Here is a 20,262-nt window from a genome sequence, read left to right as displayed (position 1 = left end):
ATGAACTGGCGCGTTTATGCTTCGTCGGTTATCGGCAGCAGCCACCGACAAAATAACCTTCCTTGTCAGGATGCCTTTTGTTATCGCAATTTGGGCGATCGACTTGTTGCTGTCGTTTGTGATGGCGCAGGCTCAGCCGCTTATAGCGAACAGGGGGCGGCTTTGGTTAGCCGGACGCTGTGTGAGCGCCTGGCGCTATTGACAGTTGTGCCTGATGAAGAGCAAGTCGTGGCGCTGATAGCGGATATCCGAGAAGCTGTTTTGCTACAAGCCAAAGAGCGACAGCTTGTCGCGGGTGATTTTGCCTGTACCGTTCTGGCAGCATGGTTGGGCGAAACGCAGTCGCTGGTCCTGCATATCGGTGATGGCGTTGCGGCGCTCACTATCAACGATGAGCAGCACTTCTCTTTACCTGAAAACGGTGAATACACCAACCAAACCTGGTTCCTCACCAGCCCTGACTGGCGTGAACATTTACGCATCAATCAGTTTGCTGGCAGAGCCATGCAGCTGGTGATGATGTCCGATGGTGTGCAGCCGTTTGCGCTAAACCGCAACTGTGATGCGCTGTTTTCCCCCTTTATGGACCCTGTCGTAAGCTATTTGCAGCAGGTTTCAGAGGAGAAGGGGAGCGAAGCGATACGCGCCACGCTTGATGACCCGCGCACCTGGGCGATAACCGGTGATGACAAGACGCTTCTGGTAGCTCTGCGTAATGAAGCATAAAAAAATCCCTGGTTGTTATAACGAGCAGCGCCACGCGGTACGTTTGGGGAAACTCATCAAGAGCGGTGGTGCCGGCAGCGTCTACTTCCTGGCCGACGACCCTTCCCGGGTTGCGAAAATTTACCATTCCAATACTGATGCCAGCTATTACCAGCGCAAGCTCCGCGCCATGCTTGCGCAGCGCCCGGAGATCCCCGCACCTGCCGACGGTGAGGCGATTGTCCAGCTGGCGTGGCCTGACTATTTGCTCTTCGACGAGCGCAAGCGCGTTATTGGCTTTGTTATGCCGGTCCTTGATACCCAGCGCACTATTGAGCTGGAGTATATTTTGCAGTCGCGGCAAGCGAAGGCGCAGAATCTGCCGGAGGGGATCGGCGCAAAAGTAAGTCTGGCCTGCAACCTCGCAACCCTGGTCTCGGCGCTGCATGCGCGACAGCACCGGGTTATCGACATGAAGCCGGTTAACCTGCGCTTCTATCGCGACAGCTTGTATATCGCGCTGCTGGACTGCGATGGTTTTAGCATTCAGGGCGAGGGCGAGCGTTTCCCTGCCGGGCAGTTCACGCCGGATTACCTGGCGCCGGAGTTCCAGCGCATCGGGCAGGTACCTAATGAGCGGGAAGAGGCGCAGGATCGTTTCTCGCTGGCGGTGATTATTTTTCAACTGCTCAACCATGGTATTCATCCCTATAGCGGCCGCTCGCAAACCGCGAAGGTGCCCGATGATTTACCCGGTCGCATCGGCGCCGGTTGCTATGCTTACGGCGTCAATGCGGCAAAAAATATTACCCCGGTACCGGCCAGTACCCACCATCTGCTGCCGACCGAGCTGCGTAAGCTGTTCGACCGCGCTTTTAGCGGCTCACCTGCCCGACGCCCTTGCGCCGATGAATGGGCACAGGTATTGCGCCCTTATGCGCTACGCAGTACGCAAAAAATTGTTCTCTGTAGTAAGAAACATCAGCATTTCTCTGGGATGCCGTGCCTGATCTGCGCACGTGAAAAACAGGTTGTAGAAGGCGTAAAGCAGGCGAAGCAGCATAAGCAAACGCAAACTGTTCGCCAGCGTCCTGCACCCATCAAGCGCCAGCCTCGCGTTGCGCCGGCCGCTGCGGTACCTCGTCAGCCAACCGGACCGGGGCCGTTAACGCTGCTGTGGCACAATATGCGCAGCAAAGTTCCTGCATTTGTTTGGCATGGCGCGCTGGCTGTGATTAGCACGCTGGTGATGGCCATATTAGCGCGTAATTTTACCCAACTGAGCGGTCCCTGGCATGCCTGGTACGATAACGCGGCGTTAATCCTGATTTTTGTCTGGATAGCCGTGATGGGGCTGCTGGCGATTCTTCGGAGTAAGCCATAAATGATTACGCCGAAGTTAAAGCACCTGCTGGTCATCTTGTCTTTGATTGCGCTTTTTGTCGCGCCGAATATGGTGCTCTTTCTCTGGTCTGCCCCCTTTATGTTGGTGGATAAGCTTTCGCTTTTACCGGCGGTGCTGAATGCTCCCCAGCGTTTATTGCTCTACGGCCTGTGGCTGGGGGGAACTCTCTACTTTTCCGCCCTGATGTGGGTCGCAGTCACCCGGCGCAATAAAGGCTATCTGGCAGCCGCCGTGGCGCAGATTGTTTTTATTATCGGTATCACGTTATTCAATGTACCTATCGGCGAGCAAAACCAGCGGCGCTGGCAGAGTATGAATCAGCTGGAATTACCCGCCTGGCAGGATTTTCTCTATGACCGTCATGCCCGTTTTATTCAGATAACCCTGCGCGGGGAGCCGTTTAATCAGCACAATATTATCGAGCAATTTCTCGCGCAGAAAAAACCGCTGGCGGAGCTGCCGCTGGGCTGGAATGAACAAGACGCCGCCGCCGCTGATGCGCTCTGGCAGCAGGCATTAGGCTATCGCGAGCAGGAAGTCAAAGCCCTCACGAAGATGGATGATTACCTGAGCTGGATGCCAGACCGGAGCGATCTGACGCTGGCAACGGCCATCCTGACGCTGACAACGGATGAGAATAAAGCGCAGGCGGAAAAGGCGTTTCGTCGGGCCATTGCCATTGCGCCAGAAAACCCTGACGCCTGGCTGGGCTGGGCATTAGCGCTGCTCCAGTCTCGTGATGATGAGCAGGTGCGAAATTCGCAGTTTCAGCCGCTCACGCAAAGCATTACTAGCGGATTATTGATGGCGGAGGGCCTGAAGGATAGCCCACGCCAGCCAGCCCTACAGCAGCGGTTAGAGGCATATATTGCTCAAATGCCGCCTGAAGATCGGCAAATCCTGCAAATTCTGCGGGCCAGAATGCAGACGCGCTCCTGTGATTCATCGCTGGCAGTGAATGAAAATGGGGAAGCCGAAAAGGTCCTACCCCTGGCGCGTTCAATCGTGTTTAAACAAGGCTCCGTGCGTAGCGCCAGCCCGATTAACGAGCGCTTTCCTGGGCACGTAAGCATTGAGGCCGAAAGATACGGGATTGCGAAAGAGTCGGTGTCTCCGATGTTCTATCCGACGGTAAATAAATTTATCAAGTCGGCGACAACGGTGCTTTCGGTGGATACTGGGGTAGGCGGCGATCTATTAAACGCGGTGGTCGAGTGCAGTAGCGGCGTTCCCGAGTTTGACAAAGCGGCGCTCTACTACGTGCAGCAGTGGCGTTTTGCTTCTAACCGGCATGGAGAGCGCTTGCTGATACCGGTGAACTTTATCAGCGATCGTCTGCCTCCTGAGGAGCACTATCGGGAGATGGAATCACGAGCGACGCGTATCGCCCGGCTGGCGGCCCGGCATAATAAAGCCGGGATGGAAACTGCCGCGCAAGAGATGACCGCTCAATTCACCCGGATGAAAGCGCTGTTTCCGCAGAAGAAACTCAGCGCGGAAGAGGCGCGAAATCTACAGCTCGTCTACTTCAAAAAGCGGGATAAAAGTCCCAAAGGCAGAATGGAAGGCTTTACTGAAATGACGGAAGCGATGGAAAAGCTGGTCGATACGCATCCGTACTATGCGCCGTTATTGAAGGATCTGGCGCTGAGAAAGAGCTTTGCTTCCTTTGAAGAGAACCGGGCAACGTGGGCGCAGCTGTTGGCGCTCGCCCCGGAGGATCCGCAGGTGTGGATGGCCTGGGGCAGCCTGTGGGCTGAGCGCGATCCTGAACTGTATATCGGCGCGATGATCTACTCCATGTTGCTACAACCGCTTGCTGAGGATACTGAGCAGAAAATAGCGAATATCAAAACCAAGCTGCTGATGCGGGTTGGCATGGGCGAGCGTAATGCGATTCTTTCGGCAAAAGTATACGCAGATTATGCCGATATCCTCGGGGAAAGAGCGAAAGGTGAAGATACCGCAAAAGCCGGAAAAATTTTGCCTGCGAGCAAAATACTGGACCGTCATGAAAAGGTCGTTCCCTTTGACCCACCGGTGAGTATGACGGTTGATATCGACCAGAATGAGGTGTTAAACGCGCCTTTCTTCAACGTTAAATGGAAGACGCCGCAGGCGCAGGGTGATAAACGGGCCGAGCTTACCGTTGATATTGATAAAAGCGGCGCTCCGACGCTGGTGCTGGTAAGCAAAAGCAGCGAAGTGGAAGAGTATGATGCGCAGGCGGTGGATATGCTCTGGCGCTGGAAGTTTAAACCACAGTCCGACGGCAGACAGATAACCGTTGGTGTGAATTTTCAGCACTAACCGCGTCGTTGCCTTCTGAACGAGGTAAAATGGGAGCGCCTGCTGTTTTCATATGAGAAAAATATGCCTGAATTACCTGAAGTAGAAACCAGCCGCCGCGGTATTGAGCCGCATCTGGTTGGGGCGACCATCCTGCACGCCGTGGTGCGTAACGGACGCCTGCGCTGGCCGGTTTCCGAAGAGATCTATCGCCTGAGCGACGTTCCGGTTCTCAGCGTGCGTCGTCGCGCCAAATACCTGTTGCTGGAGCTGCCCGACGGCTGGATTATCATCCACCTTGGCATGTCGGGGAGCCTGCGCATTCTGAGCGAAGAGCTGCCCGCAGAGAAACACGATCACGTTGATCTGATCATGAGCAACGGTAAGGTTCTGCGCTATACCGATCCGCGACGCTTTGGCGCCTGGCTGTGGGCCAAAGAGCTGGAAGGCCATCCGGTGTTAGCGCATCTTGGGCCGGAGCCGCTAAGCGATGATTTCAATGCTGACTATCTCCAGCAGAGGTGCGCGAAGAAGAAAACTGCGATTAAACCCTGGCTGATGGATAACAAGCTGGTGGTCGGGGTCGGTAATATCTACGCCAGCGAATCGCTGTTCTCGGCGGGGATCCACCCCGACAGGCTCGCTTCATCGCTTTCACGCGAAGAGTGCGAGCAATTGGTAAAGGTGATTAAGCTGGTGCTGTTGCGCTCCATCGAGCAGGGCGGGACGACGCTAAAAGATTTCCTGCAAAGCGACGGTAAGCCGGGCTATTTTGCCCAGGAATTACAGGTTTATGGTCGCAAGGGTGAACCCTGTCGTATTTGCGGAACGCCAATTATCGGCAGCAAACATGCGCAGCGGGCGACGTTTTATTGCCGCCAGTGCCAGAAGTAAAGTGAGGTGGTTGCGTTGATCCCGGCTCGCGCTGCGCTTAGCCGGGCTACAGGTTTCCAGCCGTCTGCGGACTGGTAGCCCGGACAGGCGCGTCAAGCGCCGCCTCCGGGAAGAACGCCCTACAGCTTCTTCAGCAGCGCCTGATGCACGTTAGCCGGCAGGAAGTGTGAGACATCGCCCTGGTGGCGCGCTACCTCTTTCACCAGCGAAGAGGAGATAAACGACCACTCTTTGCACGGCATCAGAAACACGCTCTCCAGCGTCGGCATCAGGTGGCGGTTCATGTGCGCCAGCTGCATCTCATATTCAAAATCCGCCACCGCCCGCAGTCCGCGAATTAAAATATTGGCCTGCTGCGCGCGAGCGAAATTGGCCATTAAATCGCTAAAGCCAATTACTTCAACGTTGACCAGATGTGCGGTTGCCTGCTCTGCCAGCGCGATGCGCTCATCGAGGGTAAACATCGGCTTTTTGCTCGGGCTGGCGGCGATAGCCAGCAAGACTTTATCAAACATGCTGGCCGCACGGGTGACGATATCGATATGGCCGTTAGTGATAGGGTCGAAGGTGCCCGGATAGATCGCTTTTGTGCTCATAATTACACTTTCTCCGAGTAGCCGCGGCTTAGCGCCCACAGCTCGGTGTATTTATTAAACGTATATTGCGCGTTGACCACAGCCAGCAGCCAACCTTGTTTTCCATCCAGAATGCCGCCGCGTAGCAGCAGCGTTTTCATGAAGGCACCCAGCGTATGGCCGAAGATACCGGTCAGCGAGGTCTTCTTACCCTTCTGGTGGCGCTCCTGGGCCCAGGCGGCGGCATAGGCTAGCTGTTTTTGCTGAAAGCCGGAAAAGTCACGGCAGGTCAGATGCAACAGGTCGCCCGAGAGTTCGATAACCTGTGCGCCTTTGCTGTCGACAGACTCATGCACCAGATTATCGTTATAGCGGTAATGGTCGCGTTGGTACAGGCGCATTACGCGGTCCGGATACCAGCCGCTATGGCGCATAAAGCGACCGAGAAAATAGTTTCGCCGGGCGATGCTGTAGATAGCACCGCTTTTTGGCGCTGCCAGCACGCTGCGGATGGATTGCTCAAGCTCTGGGGTGACGCGCTCGTCGGTATCGATCATCAGCACGTAGTCGCCGGTGGCGTAGCTCTGGGCGCGCTGGCGCTGAATGCCATAACCCTGCCAGTCGCGATTGATATGAACCTGAGCACCGAGGCTGCGGGCTAATTCGACGGTGTTATCACTGCTGCCAGAATCCAGCAAGATTACCTCATCGGCCCAGCTTACTGATGCCAGACAATCAGGCAGCAGATCCGCCGCATTTTTGGCGATCATTACGACCGAGAGTCGAGGCGACATTAGTGGCTCCGCTGCGGCAGATAAGGTTGCAGTAACTGTAGCAGACGGGAGAGTGCGCCCTGATTTTGATGGAGCACTTCCACCGCGTGGCGACCGTACCACAGACGATAATCTTCGTCGGTCAGCAGGTTAGACACCTGGGTCACCAGCGAGCTGGCATCGGTCACGGTAATCAGACCATCGTCCTGCTGCAGCTTGGCGCAGATATCTTTGAAGTTGAAGGTGTGCGGGCCCATCAACACGGGAATCGCATGGGCGGCGGGCTCCAGCGGATTATGACCGCCGCGCTCCACCAGGCTGCCGCCAACGAACGCAAGGTCGGCGATTCCGTACAGCAGCATTAACTCGCCCATCGTATCGCCAATCACCACCTGGGTACTGTTCGATGGGATTTCGCCAGTGCTGCGCATGGTGTAGCTCATTCCTGCTTTCTGCACCATTTCGCGGGCGTCGCTAAAACGTTCCGGATGGCGAGGGACGAGGATCAGCAGCAGATTGGGGAATGTCTCCAGCAGCTTTTTATGTGCCTGGAGAACAATTTGTTCTTCGCCGTCGTGGGTGCTGGTGGCAATCCAGACCTGACGATGCGGTGCCCACTGGCGGCGCAGGGTGATGGCGCGTGCAGCCAGTTCAGGTGTCACTGAGATATCAAACTTCAGGCTACCGGTAACCGCCAACTGATTGCGCTTCAGGCCCAGGGCGATAAAACGGTTCGCGTCTTCTTCATTTTGCGCGGCGATAAGCGTGATACGGCTCAGCAGCCGACGCATAAATTTGCCCAGCTTGGCGTAGCCCTTCGCCGAGCGCTCGGACAGGCGGGCGTTGGCAATGACTAACGGAATTTTACGCTTATGCAGGGTCGCGACCATATTCGGCCACAGCTCGGTCTCCATCACAATAACCAGCTTGGGCTGGACGGTGTTGAAGAAGCGATTCATGGCGCCGGGCAGATCGTAAGGCAGGTAGACGTGATGAACGTCTTTACCGAAGGCGGACATCGCCCGCTCGGAGCCGGTTGGCGTCATGGTAGTAACGGTGATCGGCAGATAGGGATAACGATGACGTAACGCGCGTACCAACGGGATCGCCGCTAGAGTTTCGCCGACGGAAACGGAATGCAGCAGAATGCCGTCCGGTTCTACCTTGTTCTGACAGTAGCCATAACGTTCAGCCCAGCGTTTGCGGTAGGCAGGGGCCTTACGGCTACGTAAGAGAAGTCGTAGCCAAACCAGTGGCTGAATAAGGTAAAGCAGGGCGGTATAAAGCAATTCCAAGCGATTTATCCGTTTTCATGTTTTTGCGGGCAAATTCTAAGCATTTAACCCGCGTAAAGCTATCTCTTTGGCGGAATCTATGGGATTCAATATTAAGCCACATCGCGATAGCGCTTGATGCGCAGATAGCGGCGTCCAAGACGCCAGCGTAGACGGAACGTGCGGGCGTTTTTCCAGATAAGACTCCAGATCCCACGGTCGAAGAATTCTTTAATTATAATATGCTTTTTTGATTCATCTTTCATGCTATCGAAAGTATGAATAATTCCCAGCCCCTCTTTGGCGATTTGCCAGCGGCAGGCGGAAATATCGCGAACCTTGTCCGGATAACGCTGATTGATGGCGTCCAGCATCTCCAGAATCTTCATGTAGTGGCGCGCTGAACGCATCAGCGTATCGTCGTTGTCCGGCTTGTGCGATACCGATTCCGAGTGAATATAGTAGTCGTAGAACTGCTCGCTGGTGTACTGCACGCGTTCTGCTGTCAGCAACACTTCCGTGGTCCAGGGGATATCCTGATGGCGCAGGCCCGGCTCAAAGTGGAAGTTGTGGCTCGCGATAAATTCGCGACGGTAGATATTCAGCCAGGTGACATGCAGGAATTTACGCGAATCCAGCGCCTGCTTTAACCACACGTGGCCGGGCAGTACGCCAGTAGACTGCAATTTATCCAGCGGGAATATAGGGTGGATATCTTTTTTCGTCTCGTAGACGTAGCGGCCGTTGCAGGTGGCGACGTCAAGGTTGCCCTTTTCCGCCATCTCCAGAAGCGTGCTGTACATGCCTGGGTAAATCTTATCGTCGATATCTGGGAAGGTCAGGTACTTACCGGTGGCGACGGCAAGACCGGTGTTACGCGCCACCGAAACGCCCTGATTTTCCTGCTCCAGCACGATCACATTTTGCAGACGGTCCTTCCACTGGTCGATAACCGCCAGGCTGGCGTCCGTCGACCCGTCGTTCACCAGGATCAGTTCATAGCTTTCCAACTGCTGTTGCTCAAGGCACTCAAAGAATTGCGCAAGGAATTTTTCGCCGTTATAGACGGCGGCCACGATGCTCAGTAAAGGCGTTTGACTCATAAATCATTCGATCCTGGTTGAATAACGGCGTCAGGCGCTACGCAGCTGACGGTACTGCTGACAAATTGTCGCCACGCTGAATTTTTCCAGCATTAGGGCGTCGATGGCAGGCGGGCTATGGTAAATGCTTTGCATCGTCTGGGCTAGCGCCGGGCTGTTCAAATCCGCCAGACCACGAGCCAGTTCGCCGGTTAAAATCTCGGTGACACCGCCCGGACAGCGGGTGCTGGCAACCGGCGTGTTGAGCAGCAGCGCTTCTACCACCACGTTGCCAAAACCTTCGCTATCTGAGCTCAGGACCAGCATCCGCGCGCCTTTAATCCACGGCAGTGGGTTTTTCTGGAAGCCTTTAAACAGGACGCGATCGCCAACCTGTAGCTGCTGTGCCAGCTGGCGCAGGCGCTGTTCTTGCTCCGGTTTTCCCTGCCCCAGCAGCACCAGCGGCGCGTCGATGCCGCTTTGCGCATAGGCTTCAATCAGGCGGTCGTGGCGTTTACCCGGGTGGAAGCGACCTACGTGAATAATATAGTCGCCGTCGGGCCGTTCGCTCGGCTCCTGGGCCGCGGCGCGCAGGGCGGCGATATCAAACGGGTTATAAATCGTTTTCAACTGCGCCGGACGAATGGCGAACTGTCCAACCAGATCCTTGCCGACCGCATCGGAAACGGTGACGACGTTGCGCCCCTGGTAAACGCGTTTGATCTTCTGCTGTTTCATCCAGCGGTCAAAACCGGTGCGATGGCCGAGATAGGAAGTGGAGAACACGCCGTGCAGGCAGAACCAGACGTTACGCCCGCTCAGCAGGCGGCTGCGGGAGACAATGCGATCAGTCTTATGCAGATTTGAGAGCACCAGATCGAAATGGCCCTGCTGTTCTGCTTTATCGATAGCCGCATCAAGCTGGCGCGCGCGCCGGGATAGCTCGGTCAGTTTGCGCCACGGTTTGCGGCAGCGGTCGGCGATCACCTGATAGTTCAGCCCTTCCGGCAGCGGGTAATCGCAGACGTCGCGCAGGGAAAAAAGCGACACCTGCTCTCCCTCTTTAAGAAACTGTTCCGCCAGCGTCAGCACCACTTTTTCCGCGCCGCCGCCGGGCAGGCCGTCGATAACAAACAGTATGCGCATCGTTATTTCACCAGATCCTGATAGAGGGAGAGCAACTGCGCCGATAGTCGTTCACTGGTGCAGGCCATAATGCGCTCGCGGGCACGTTCGCCTTGCGTAGAACCTAAGGCGCGGGCGGGCAGAGCGATAACGGACTCCTGCAGGGCTGGGATATCCAGCGCGTCACAAACGTAGCCGTTGCTGCCCTGAACGATAAACTCCGCGCCGCCGCAGCCGGTGGTGGTAATGACCGGCAGGCCGCAGGCCATCGCTTCAAGGATAACGTTAGGGAATGGATCGTACAGCGTTGGTAGCAGCAGACCGTCGGCCATCTGATAGAACGGCAGGGTTTCTGACTGCATGCCGAAGAAACGAACCCGATCTTCACAGTTCAGCGTTTTCGCCAGCTGCTGATAGCGGCTCTGCTCTTTATCTTTGCCAACCACTAACAGATAGCGATCGGTCGGGGCGATGGCGCGAATCGCTGCATCCAACCCTTTACGCTCAAAGCCGGAACCGACGTAGATCAGGCAGGTCGCCTGCAGCGGCAAATCCCATTTGGTGCGTAGCGCAACAAAGGCTTCTTCCGTAGGCGGTAGAAAACGCTGGTTATCGATGGCGTTATAGATAACGTGGATTTTTTCCGCCGGCAGACCGAAGTCTTCAATAATCTCTTGTTTAATCATCTCTGCATTGCAGATGACGCCGCGCAGGTGCGCGTCCTGATACATTTCGCGCTCGGCCTGCATCACATAGCGATGGTAGCGGTCAGCGAACAGCAGACGGCTTTTCCAGCCGGGCAGAATACGCGAACGTTGCTGAAGCCAACGGCGATGTACGCCGTCTCCGGCGCGATACAGGTCGCAACCGGGGATGCGCTCATGACTTTGCACCAGGTCGAAGGACTCGCGCTGCCACAGCTGGCGCGCGGCCTCTGCAAACCCGCGCTCGCGGCTGATGCGTCCCCACTTGCGCGGGTTGCAGATGTGAATGTTCCACTCGGGCTTCACCGGGCCCTGCCACTCGCGGGTGATGACGTTCAGTTCAAGATCGCTGTCGTCGAGGGCTTCCAGCGCGCGGGAGACAAAGCGCTCCGCGCCGCCGTCCGGGCGATACTTCTGGCGTACCAGAGCCAGCCTGAATTTACTCATGCCAGTACCTTTTTCGCCGCCGCGATAACCGCGTCGGTGGGGATTAAATCGAGATAGCGTTCGTCGGTGTTGGTATCAATGTCGTCAGGATCGGGAATGGGGCCAAAATCCCCCGCCCAGATCACCTCTCCTTGCGCCTGCCACGGACGCCAGAAGGTGAGCTTGGAGGGGCCGAACAGCGCGACCAGCGGCGTGTTCAGCGCGGCGGCCATATGCATCGGCACCGAGTCTACGCCGATAAACAGACGGGCATGGTCGATGACTGACGCCAGCTGACGAAGGGTCAACTGCCCGGCGAGGGAGTGCAGACGGGTATCGGGGCTGCCTGCCATAATCGTCTCGACCATCTGTTTCTCTTTGGCGTCAGGGCCGGAGGTCAACACCACCGCGTAGCCCGCCTCAGAGAGGGTGTTAATCAGGGCGCTCATTCGCTCTTCGCGCCAGCATTTAAAGAACCAGCGGGAGGTTGGCTGAATAACAATATAGTTGTCCTGAAACCCTTCCGGTAGCAGTGCGCGACTGGTGGCCCAGTCCTGCTCGCTGTAGCCCATTTTTGCTGGTGCATCATCAACATTCAGCCCAAGCGGCGCCAGAATCGACAGATTTTGCTGCACCGTATGCAGCTGATTATGCAGCTCGGTTGAAGCGAGGGCGGTATGGCAGAAACGCCAGGCCGGATGACGGCGTTTCGGGAAATCAAAGCCGATGCGGGTTGCCGCGCCGGTTAGCTTAGTGATGATCGCGCTGGGCCACTGATCGGCAAGATTGAGTACCATATCGTAGCGCTGCTGGCGGAGGGTGCGAATTAGCTGCCACTCCATCTTAAGCTGGTGGCCGGTTCCCTGCTTTTTCCAGCGCCGATCAATACCATAAATGTGGTTGATATCGGCGTTCGCCGCGAGCATATCCCGGGTCTCTTCATAAAGCAGAACATCCACGTGGGCGGCGGGATATTGCTGTTTTAGAGCGTGAATAAGCGGGGTTATCAATAACATGTCGCCATGATGGCGAAGCTTGATAACCAGGATTCGCGCCGGGTTTACGCGGCTGGAAGTGCGGGTTTCAGGCGTCATACTCTGTTCTTCATCCAGGATAAGGGTTCCGATTCTAGGGGATCAGATAGATTGAGAGAAGCGTTGTCTTGCTCTACCATGACCCGATACGTATGGCCTGAGGACGTTTTCGTGCACAAACCCGCATTTCTCATCACGATTGATACAGAGGGCGATAACCTCTGGCAAAAACATGACAGCATCACCACCGAGAATGCGCGCTATTTACCGCGTTTTCAGCAGCTTTGCGAAAAGTATGGCTTCAAACCGGTTTATTTGACCAACTATGAAATGGCCATTGACCCCGTTTATATCGAGTTCGCCAAAGATGTCATTGCCCGGGGAACGGCGGAAATTGGTATGCATCTGCACGCGTGGAACAGCCCGCCGACCGACCCGCTTACCGATGACGATTGGCGGCATAAACCGTATCTGATTGAGTACAGCGATGCGGCGATGCGAGAAAAAGTCGACTATATGACCCGTCTGCTGGAAGATACCTTCCAGACCAAAATGGTTAGCCATCGCGCCGGGCGCTGGGCGTTTGATGAGCGCTATGCGCGTCTGCTGGTGGAGTACGGCTATCTGGTCGATTGCTCGGTCACCCCTCGGGTGAACTGGAAAACGGCCAAAGGCGCGCCGCAGGGCGACGGCGGCACCGATTATCGCACCTTCCCGCAGCACGCCTACTTCCTCGATGAGAACGATATTCGCCGTGAAGGCCAGTCGGCGCTGCTGGAAGTGCCGATGAGCATTCAGTACAAGCATTCTGCCTGGATGAATAGCCTGAAGCAGGGTTACGATCGTTTGCGAGGTAAGGTGCGCTCGCCGTCTGTTCACTGGCTGCGTCCGATGGGCGGCAACGTCGAAACGATGAAAAAAGTCGTGGAACAGACGTTGACTCAGGGTAATGACTACGTCGAATATATGCTCCACTCTTCTGAGTACATGCCTGGCGGCAGCCCAACGTTTAAAAACGAGCAGGATATCGAGCGCTTATACGCCGATCTGGAGGTTTTTTTCAGCTGGCTGGCACCGCAGGTGAAGGGAATGACGTTGGCAGAGTATTATAATAATAAAAAGAGATAAGAGGCTCGTTTTTATATGAACTTTGTGCTCTGGCGTAATCAACATTAAAATGCTTACGTGAGTAATAAAATTTATACCTATTATCTCACGCCTGGCAACAGGAGATTATGTTAGGCTTGAACGTATTATTGATATTCAATTACACAGAATCACAACAATCAGAAAAAACCTATGTCTAAAAAGAAAAAAATCCTGTTCGTTGTTGATCTGCTGAGTGGCCGAGGGGGCATGGAAAATGTTACCCGGCAGCTTATTTTACAGTTAAATTCTGATCCCCAGTATTCAGCGGGGCTCTTTATTCTCAATGATGGTGGCCGTTATGCTTCAAGCGCATGGCGTAAGGGGATTGTCTGGGGAGAAAGTCAGAGAATTACTGGTAATCATAAAATATCGAGGCTGTTTCATGTTTTACAGCTAGCTTTTTTTATGCTGAAAAACCGTCCAGATCGAGTCGTTGTGCTGAATACGATCCCTTGCTTGATTGCCAGACGCGCTATGAAAATGTCAGCTACGAGAGCAAAATTATCAACCTGGATGCACTTGCCGCCGCGAGATCGGTATCGACCTCGATACCTCTTACTTGCTGAGCACCATTTCGCTATTAGCCGCGATATTGCCAGGCAGTTCATAGAGCTGGGGGCTGCGCCTGAGTCAATCGATGTCGTTTTTAATCCTGTAAAAAGAAGCTCAGCGATTATCACGCGTCCGCAAACATTGAAGTTGCTCTATGTTGGACGAGTTCACTTTTCTGATCAGAAAAACCTCAAGGAGCTTTTTGACGCAGTTAGCCAGCTTAATATCCCCTGGTCACTTGACATCGTTGGCGATGGTGAAGATTTAGCTCAATGTCAGCGCTATGTAGACACTTTAGGTTTGCAGCACAATATTACCTGGCACGGTTGGCAGGAAAATGCATGGCAGTATATTGAAAATAACCTCCAGGAAGTTTCCTGTTTAGTGCTGACCTCCACACAGGAAGGGCTACCTTTAGTTTTATTGGAAGCGATTTCTCGCGGTATCTACTGTATTTCTTCAAATTGCGTCAGTGGTCCGTCGGATATTATTGTGAGCGGTGTCAACGGGTGTTTGTATGAGCCAGGAAACGTCGCTGAGCTTGTTGGAAAACTCACCGCTATTGGCTCAGGCGCACATCTTCCGGCACATGATGTGATAAAGAATAGTATCTGCGATTTTTATGAAGATGCATATATGTCAAGATTTAAGCAGGTTTTGGAAAAATAAAACATGACTAAAATAAAAAATACTATATTTCGGTATGCGACGCCAGAGAATTGCGTTGGAGTATTTTTTCTTTCTCTTCTTATCTCTTTGTCGATCGAGCTATTTACGAATGGTATTGCGCAGAAAATATTTTATTTTGCTGGCTATATTTCCGTTCTCTTTATTCTGTATGGGCTGGTTAAAAATCAGCAGCAGCTAAGCCAACTCGCACCTGCGTTACCCTTTGTGATGGCCTTGTTTATTGTCGGGTTGGTTAGATATATTTGGTTCTTATATGCTAAAACAGATACTTCGCAGTTTAGTGAGTTCGACCTTAATAACTTAAGGAATTACGACCTCGGAGGTAAGCGATTTATATTATCAGCATTTATTGTAAGCGCAGCAATAATTCTTTCGAAATATATGACAAAAGAAATAGTTGTGCTGGGAAGAGCTATTATTTTCTTCGGTTTAGTTATTGCTTTATTTTTTGGTTTGCATGAGTTTTACTACGTAACGCATGAGAGAATAAAATTGACTGCAGATGCTGCAAGTAGTTCTTCTTATATGGTTTTATTTATGTACACCACGTATCTTACTCTCTCAAAGAGTACAGTGCGCAGTAAATGGTTTTTTATCGATATTTTGGCAGCAGCAATCACATTCGTGCTTTTGATGCTGTGTGATACCAGAGTATCAATTCTGGCTTTTATTGGCGTAACGATTTTATATTGTTTATATAATAAAAGTATACGGACATATACCAGGAATAAGTTTTTTATTACCAGTTTTGTTGGGTTAATTGTTATCGTCGTCTCTTTGACTGGAGCCCGCTGGATGGAGGGGATTCATAATATCCAGAATTATAAAACAGATAGCTCTACTTCTATAGGGGCCCGAGTGGCGATTTGGGATAGCGGATTGACGTATTCTGAGCAGCATTATTTCTTTAGCACACCGCTGGAAAGAACAACGTATGCGCAGGCGTTTATTAAAGAGAATCATCCGGGAAATACTGAGGGCTATAATAACGTAAAATATAATATGCATAATGATTTTCTTGAGACATTAACGTTGCAAGGCATCATTGGTGCACTGTCTTTAGCTTTCATTTATATTACTTTTGCCATTGTGGCAATTCGTCAACGCATGCTGACATCAGCATTATTGCCACTGTTTGTGCTTTTTGTCTGTGGGCTCACTGACTCGGTATTAATCAATTCGCAAACGGTGATGCTATTTTTAATATCGATCGTTATTTCAGCTTTATTACCAACGCCTGAGAAGTGATGAAAGGGGAGCCAGGCTCCCCTTTCATTTATCTTGTCATAAGATATTGGGCCGATTCGATAATTTCCTTCACGTCTATCGTTGAGATCGGATGGTATTTATCCTGCGTCAATATTTGCACGGCTTCCGGGTAGCCTGGCCCCCAGGTTTTATTATTCTGGTATTTACCATGCATATCATTGCCATAAAGAGCAATTAATGGCTTACGATACGCTGCTGCAATATGCACAATAGAAGTATCTGGTGATATGACCAGTTCGGCATGTTTGATCAATGACATCGCACTAAATAAGGATGGAAATGGATTCTTATATATCCCTTCAGGAAGGTCAGTGCTGATCTTATTATTTGGATCTAGATAGATAATATTATAGCCGGGGATATGATATTTTATTTCATGGAAGAGTTGTTGTAGCTGGTTAAGCGATAATTCACGTTTACTATCGGCTGCGAAGGGATTGATGATGATATTTTTAGAGTGCGGTAATTTTTTTAAAAAATATGAAACATCGATATCGGTCTCTTCAGGATAGAAAAGATCGTATGAGGTATTTACGTGAGAAAGTCCCAACTCAGACATTAAAAGTGCATAGCGAGTAGTGATATGCTCCTGAAAACCTGAAAATTTTATTGATTTGTTATAGACATTATACTTTTCTTTGTTAAAACCAATAACGTTCCTGGTATTAATTTTCAGTAAAAAACGAAGGCTTGTAGGCGATATTTTATCTCCCATGTCGATAACAAGATCGTAACTCTCGTTGGCTAACCCTGGTGCATTACCTTGCTGATCATAAATATGTATTTTACGGATGTAAGGATTGTGCTCGATCGCGATTATATTGTTCACCGTCGCTAATATATCAACCGTATAGCCATTTTTATACAGTTCACGTATAAGTGAGGTGGAGACGATCATATCCCCAATTTTTCCATCATCGCGCAAAAGAAGAACTTTTGCGCCTTTTGCTAAAATAAATTCTTTTTTGATTCGACGGTCCCATATCCAGCGAGCAAGCTCCATACGGATTGCTTTAAAAAAGTAATTCCGTTTTCTGTTCCAGGCCCGTAATGTTGCAAATTTCTTCTGACGATGAGATTTCATTATGTTTCTGGGCTCTCGTGCAAAGAATTCAGTTCGATAATGCGGGATGCTTTCAGCAATTCGAATACATGCATAGCTGCAATATCCCCCGTGCTGTTGCCGTTTTCGGGACGTACAACGTACTGATTCTTACCGTAGCCGCCAATCAGCCCCGGATCGGTCGGGCCGTATAGTGTGAAGTTCGGTTTATCGAGCGCGGCGGTTAAATGGCTCAGGCCGGTGTCGACGGAAACCACCCCGCGCGCGCCTGCCAGCACCTGGGCTACCTGCTCAAGGCTCATACGCGGCAACACGTCGACAAAATCATGCCCTTCCGCCAGACGTTTGGCCCGCGCTTCTTCATGCGGTGCGCCCCACGGCAGCTTTACTCTCAGGCCGCTGTCGGCCAGCAGGGCGATCAGCGCCCGCCAGTTCTCTTCCGGCCAGTGTTTATCATCGCGAGTGGTGGCGTGCAGGAACACCAGATACGGCGCGGCGGAGGCATTATCCTGGCGCAAAAAATGGCAGGCGATGGCGTAGTCGCCCTGAGTTTTTGGCTTTGCGTAGCCGAGGCTTTTGGCAAAAAGTTCGCGGGTGCGCTCAACGGCGTGTTGCTGTTTAGCGATATGGTGGCGACGGTTATAGAACAGGCTCGCCAGCGGTTCGCGGGCGGTCTTCCAGTCCATGCCGTGCTTAACGCCACGGGCCAGGCGGGTTACCAGCGCAGCGCTTTTCAGCAGCCCCTGAGCGTCAATAATTGCGTCGTATTTTTCCGCCTGCACTGCTTCGCGAAATACCTTGCGCTCGGCTTTTATTGGCGCGGAAAACCACGCTTTGCGCCAGCGACGAATCGCCACCGGGATCACCCGATCGACGTTTTCATGCCATGAAGGGACCTGCGCGAAGCCTTCCTCAACGACCCAGTCGAAACGAATACCGGGAAAGGCCAGCGCGGCGTCGGTCAGCGCGGGCAGCGTGTGCAGTACGTCGCCCATGGACGAGGTTTTTACGATCAATACCCGCATCCGCTACGCTCCCTCTGTTTCCAGTTTTTCCGTCAACAGTGCGTTTAGTTCTTCCAGTACGCGCTGTGGGGTAATGTCGATCAAGCTTTGGTGATAACCTTCGGCAGCATCGCCTTTGCGCACTTTGTGGTAGCCGCTAATCAGGCGGATAACCCGCGCTTTATGCGACAACGGCGGGGTGAAATCCGGGCTGCTCGGACCATAGAGTGCGACCAGCGGACGGTCCAGCGCGGCGGCGACGTGCATCAGGCCGGAGTCGTTGCTGACCACCGCTTTACAGGCGGCGATCAGAATGACGGCCTGCTCAAGCTGGGTCTCCCCGGCCAGGTTGCGACACCATGCCTGCTGCTCTGTGCTCAGCGTGGCGATGATCTCTTTGCCCGCTTCGTTATCTTTAGCAGAACCGAACAGGGCGATTTGATAACCGTCGTCGATCAGCTGTTTCGCCAGCTCAGCGTAGTGGTAGTGTGGCCAGCGTTTGGCCGGGCCAAATTCCGCGCCGGGGCAGAAACCGATAATCGGGCGGTCAGAGGAGAGGTTGAACGCGTTACAAGTCTGCGATTTCTCACCTTCATTCACCTGCAACTGCGGCCACAGCAGCGGCTGCGGCAGGTCTTTCGCGCAGCGCATCACGCCTTTGTCGTAGGCCAGACCGACATAACGTTCAACCATCAGCGGCCAGGCTTCTTTATCCAGTTTGCGGGCATCGTTCAGCAGGCCGTAGCGCATCTCGCCAAGCCAGCCGGTACGAAGCGGGATACCCGCGAAGAACGGCACCAGGGCCGACTTAAACGAATTCGGTAGCACGTAAGCGCGATCGTAACGACGCTCGCGCAGGCTGTGCCCAAGCTTGCGGCGCTCGCCGATTTCCAGCTTGCCGTGGCCGAGCGGCATCGGGATCGCTTCATTGACTTCTGGCATACGCGACAGCAGCGGACGGCACCACGCGGGTGCCATCACGTCGATGATTGCCTGGGGATAGCGCGCCCTGAGCGTACGATAGAGACTTTGCGACATCATCATGTCGCCCACCCATGACGGGCCGATCACCAATATCTTCATTCATTTCATCCTTCAAGCTGTCTCTGCGTTGGCTGCCTTCGTTCACTTCAGTCACATAGTTATCCTATGCTCCTGAAGATTCACTCAGTTGCCGCCTTGATACCGCCCGAATGATTTTATGAATTCGCATGACTGTCGCGGTTGAGCCAGGCCATATATTCCGTTACGCCTTCGGCCACGGTCTTAAACGGTTTGTCAAAGCCCGCTGCGCGCAGGTTAGTCAGATCTGCCTGGGTAAACGCCTGGTAGCGACCTTTCAGTTTATCCGGGAACGGAATGTATTCGATGCTGCCTTTCTGATGATAAGCCAGCGTGGCGTCCGCTACCGCCTGGAAGGATTCCGCGCGGCCGGTGCCAAGGTTGAAGATGCCGGAGACGCCGTTTTCCCAGAACCACAGGTTTACCGCAGCGACATCGCCGACGTAGACGAAGTCGCGCTTAAAGCCGTCGCTGCCTTCGAACAGTTTCGGACTTTCGCCATTATTCAACTGAGTATTGAGATGGAACGCGACGCTGGCCATGCTGCCTTTGTGCCCTTCGCGCGGCCCGTAGACGTTGAAATAACGGAAGCCGACAACTTGCGAGTTCGCTTCCGGCAGGATCTGGCGCACGTATTCATCGAACAGAAACTTAGAATAGCCGTAGACGTTGAGCGGCTGCTCATATTCACGGGACTCAATAAAGTCGCTGGTGCGGCCACCGTAGGTCGCCGCGGAAGAGGCGTACAGGAACGGGATTTCACGCTCCAGGCAGTAGTGCAGCAGCTCTTTCGAGTACTGATAGTTGTTATCCATCATGTACTTGCCGTCCCACTCAGTGGTGGAAGAACAGGCACCTTCGTGGAAAATTGCGTCGATATCGTCGAACTCTTCGCCTGCCATAATCTGGATCAGGAAGTCTTCTTTATCCATGTAATCGGCAATGTTCAAATCCACCAGGTTAATGAATTTGGTGCCGTCTTTCAGATTATCGACAACCAGAATATCGGTAATGCCTTGGTCATTCAGTGCTTTAACGATGTTGCTGCCGATAAAGCCTGCGCCGCCGGTAACGATGATCATAACTGTAACCTTTGAAGTAGGGTGCCCAGAGACAATCCGGACATGAATACTCATATCATATCACCACATCGGAAAGGCTTCAGCCATTCGCCGAAAAGGTGTAGA

Annotated in this window: 18 protein-coding genes; 7 read left to right on the top strand and 11 right to left on the bottom strand. The window is 53.0% G+C overall.

Annotated features, from left to right (window positions below; all coding sequences use genetic code 11):
• The 4 genes from HV127_RS06085 to mutM all read left to right on the top strand — a co-directional run bounded on the left by HV127_RS06085 (window position 1) and on the right by mutM (window position 5,293).
• Entirely contained in the window at window positions 1-726 is a 726-nt protein-coding gene (locus tag HV127_RS06085; protein ID WP_182235310.1) for a PP2C family serine/threonine-protein phosphatase, read from the top strand.
• A complete protein-coding gene (locus HV127_RS06080) occupies window positions 716-2,089 on the top strand; it encodes a DNA-binding protein (RefSeq protein WP_182235309.1) in 1,374 nt (457 codons plus the stop codon). Before HV127_RS06085 ends, HV127_RS06080 begins: the two co-directional genes overlap by 11 nt.
• On the top strand, window positions 2,090-4,420 hold the full coding sequence (locus HV127_RS06075) for a TonB family protein (RefSeq protein ID WP_182235308.1): 2,331 nt from the start codon (window positions 2,090-2,092) through the stop codon (window positions 4,418-4,420). It abuts the gene before it with no gap.
• A 63-nt stretch (window positions 4,421-4,483) separates the two neighbouring features.
• Entirely contained in the window at window positions 4,484-5,293 is an 810-nt protein-coding gene (mutM, locus tag HV127_RS06070; RefSeq protein ID WP_110276966.1) for a bifunctional DNA-formamidopyrimidine glycosylase/DNA-(apurinic or apyrimidinic site) lyase, read from the top strand.
• Window positions 5,294-5,412: 119 nt separating this feature from the next.
• Here mutM and coaD read toward each other — a convergent pair whose 3' ends face one another.
• From coaD to rfaQ, 7 genes are all read right to left on the bottom strand, one after another.
• Entirely contained in the window at window positions 5,413-5,889 is a 477-nt protein-coding gene (gene coaD, locus HV127_RS06065; protein WP_100682896.1) for a pantetheine-phosphate adenylyltransferase, read from the bottom strand.
• Between the two features lie 2 nt (window positions 5,890-5,891).
• Window positions 5,892-6,662, bottom strand: coding sequence for a glycosyltransferase family 2 protein (locus HV127_RS06060; RefSeq protein WP_182235307.1), 771 nt, complete (start codon window positions 6,660-6,662; stop codon window positions 5,892-5,894).
• Complete coding sequence (waaA, locus tag HV127_RS06055) at window positions 6,662-7,936, bottom strand: lipid IV(A) 3-deoxy-D-manno-octulosonic acid transferase (protein WP_182235306.1); 1,275 nt, start codon at window positions 7,934-7,936, stop codon at window positions 6,662-6,664. The genes HV127_RS06060 and waaA overlap by 1 nt, the downstream gene beginning before the upstream one ends.
• A gap of 92 nt (window positions 7,937-8,028) precedes the next feature.
• Window positions 8,029-9,018: a glycosyltransferase gene (locus tag HV127_RS06050; protein ID WP_182235305.1), complete on the bottom strand. Its 990-nt coding sequence runs from the start codon at window positions 9,016-9,018 to the stop codon at window positions 8,029-8,031.
• A gap of 30 nt (window positions 9,019-9,048) precedes the next feature.
• The gene (locus HV127_RS06045; protein WP_182235304.1) at window positions 9,049-10,143 is read right to left on the bottom strand and encodes a glycosyltransferase; all 1,095 of its coding nucleotides are present in this window, start codon (window positions 10,141-10,143) and stop codon (window positions 9,049-9,051) included.
• A 2-nt stretch (window positions 10,144-10,145) separates the two neighbouring features.
• A complete protein-coding gene (locus tag HV127_RS06040; protein WP_182235303.1) occupies window positions 10,146-11,273 on the bottom strand; it encodes a glycosyltransferase family 4 protein in 1,128 nt (375 codons plus the stop codon).
• Entirely contained in the window at window positions 11,270-12,346 is a 1,077-nt protein-coding gene (rfaQ, locus tag HV127_RS06035; protein WP_182235302.1) for a putative lipopolysaccharide heptosyltransferase III, read from the bottom strand. Before rfaQ ends, HV127_RS06040 begins: the two co-directional genes overlap by 4 nt.
• A gap of 111 nt (window positions 12,347-12,457) precedes the next feature.
• On the opposite strand from rfaQ, the gene HV127_RS06030 reads away from it, so the two are divergent.
• The 3 genes from HV127_RS06030 to HV127_RS06020 all read left to right on the top strand — a co-directional run bounded on the left by HV127_RS06030 (window position 12,458) and on the right by HV127_RS06020 (window position 15,925).
• Entirely contained in the window at window positions 12,458-13,414 is a 957-nt protein-coding gene (locus HV127_RS06030; protein WP_182235301.1) for a polysaccharide deacetylase family protein, read from the top strand.
• A 171-nt stretch (window positions 13,415-13,585) separates the two neighbouring features.
• Window positions 13,586-14,656 (top strand): glycosyltransferase, encoded by a 1,071-nt coding sequence (locus tag HV127_RS06025; protein WP_182235300.1) that lies wholly within the window; start codon window positions 13,586-13,588, stop codon window positions 14,654-14,656.
• A gap of 3 nt (window positions 14,657-14,659) precedes the next feature.
• The gene (locus HV127_RS06020) at window positions 14,660-15,925 is read left to right on the top strand and encodes an O-antigen ligase family protein (protein WP_182235299.1); all 1,266 of its coding nucleotides are present in this window, start codon (window positions 14,660-14,662) and stop codon (window positions 15,923-15,925) included.
• Between the two features lie 28 nt (window positions 15,926-15,953).
• On the opposite strand, the gene HV127_RS06015 is transcribed toward HV127_RS06020, so the two are convergent.
• The 4 genes from HV127_RS06015 to rfaD all read right to left on the bottom strand — a co-directional run bounded on the left by HV127_RS06015 (window position 15,954) and on the right by rfaD (window position 20,157).
• On the bottom strand, window positions 15,954-17,030 hold the full coding sequence (locus tag HV127_RS06015; RefSeq protein WP_142463767.1) for a glycosyltransferase family 9 protein: 1,077 nt from the start codon (window positions 17,028-17,030) through the stop codon (window positions 15,954-15,956).
• Window positions 17,030-18,034 carry a lipopolysaccharide heptosyltransferase RfaC gene (rfaC, locus tag HV127_RS06010; protein ID WP_182235298.1) on the bottom strand — a complete coding sequence of 335 codons (1,005 nt, stop codon included), beginning with the start codon at window positions 18,032-18,034 and terminating at the stop codon, window positions 17,030-17,032. Before rfaC ends, HV127_RS06015 begins: the two co-directional genes overlap by 1 nt.
• A gap of 3 nt (window positions 18,035-18,037) precedes the next feature.
• The gene (gene rfaF, locus HV127_RS06005; protein WP_182235297.1) at window positions 18,038-19,096 is read right to left on the bottom strand and encodes an ADP-heptose--LPS heptosyltransferase RfaF; all 1,059 of its coding nucleotides are present in this window, start codon (window positions 19,094-19,096) and stop codon (window positions 18,038-18,040) included.
• Window positions 19,097-19,212: 116 nt separating this feature from the next.
• Window positions 19,213-20,157, bottom strand: a complete 945-nt coding sequence (gene rfaD / locus HV127_RS06000) for an ADP-glyceromanno-heptose 6-epimerase (protein ID WP_182235296.1) — start codon at window positions 20,155-20,157, stop codon at window positions 19,213-19,215.
• Window positions 20,158-20,262 lie beyond the last annotated feature (105 nt).

This window comes from Klebsiella sp. RHBSTW-00215 (assembly GCF_014103785.1).
Lineage (GTDB): Bacteria > Pseudomonadota > Gammaproteobacteria > Enterobacterales > Enterobacteriaceae > Klebsiella.
The sequence above is the reverse complement of the archived record's forward strand: the minus strand, read 5'-3'. Positions and strand labels throughout refer to the sequence as shown.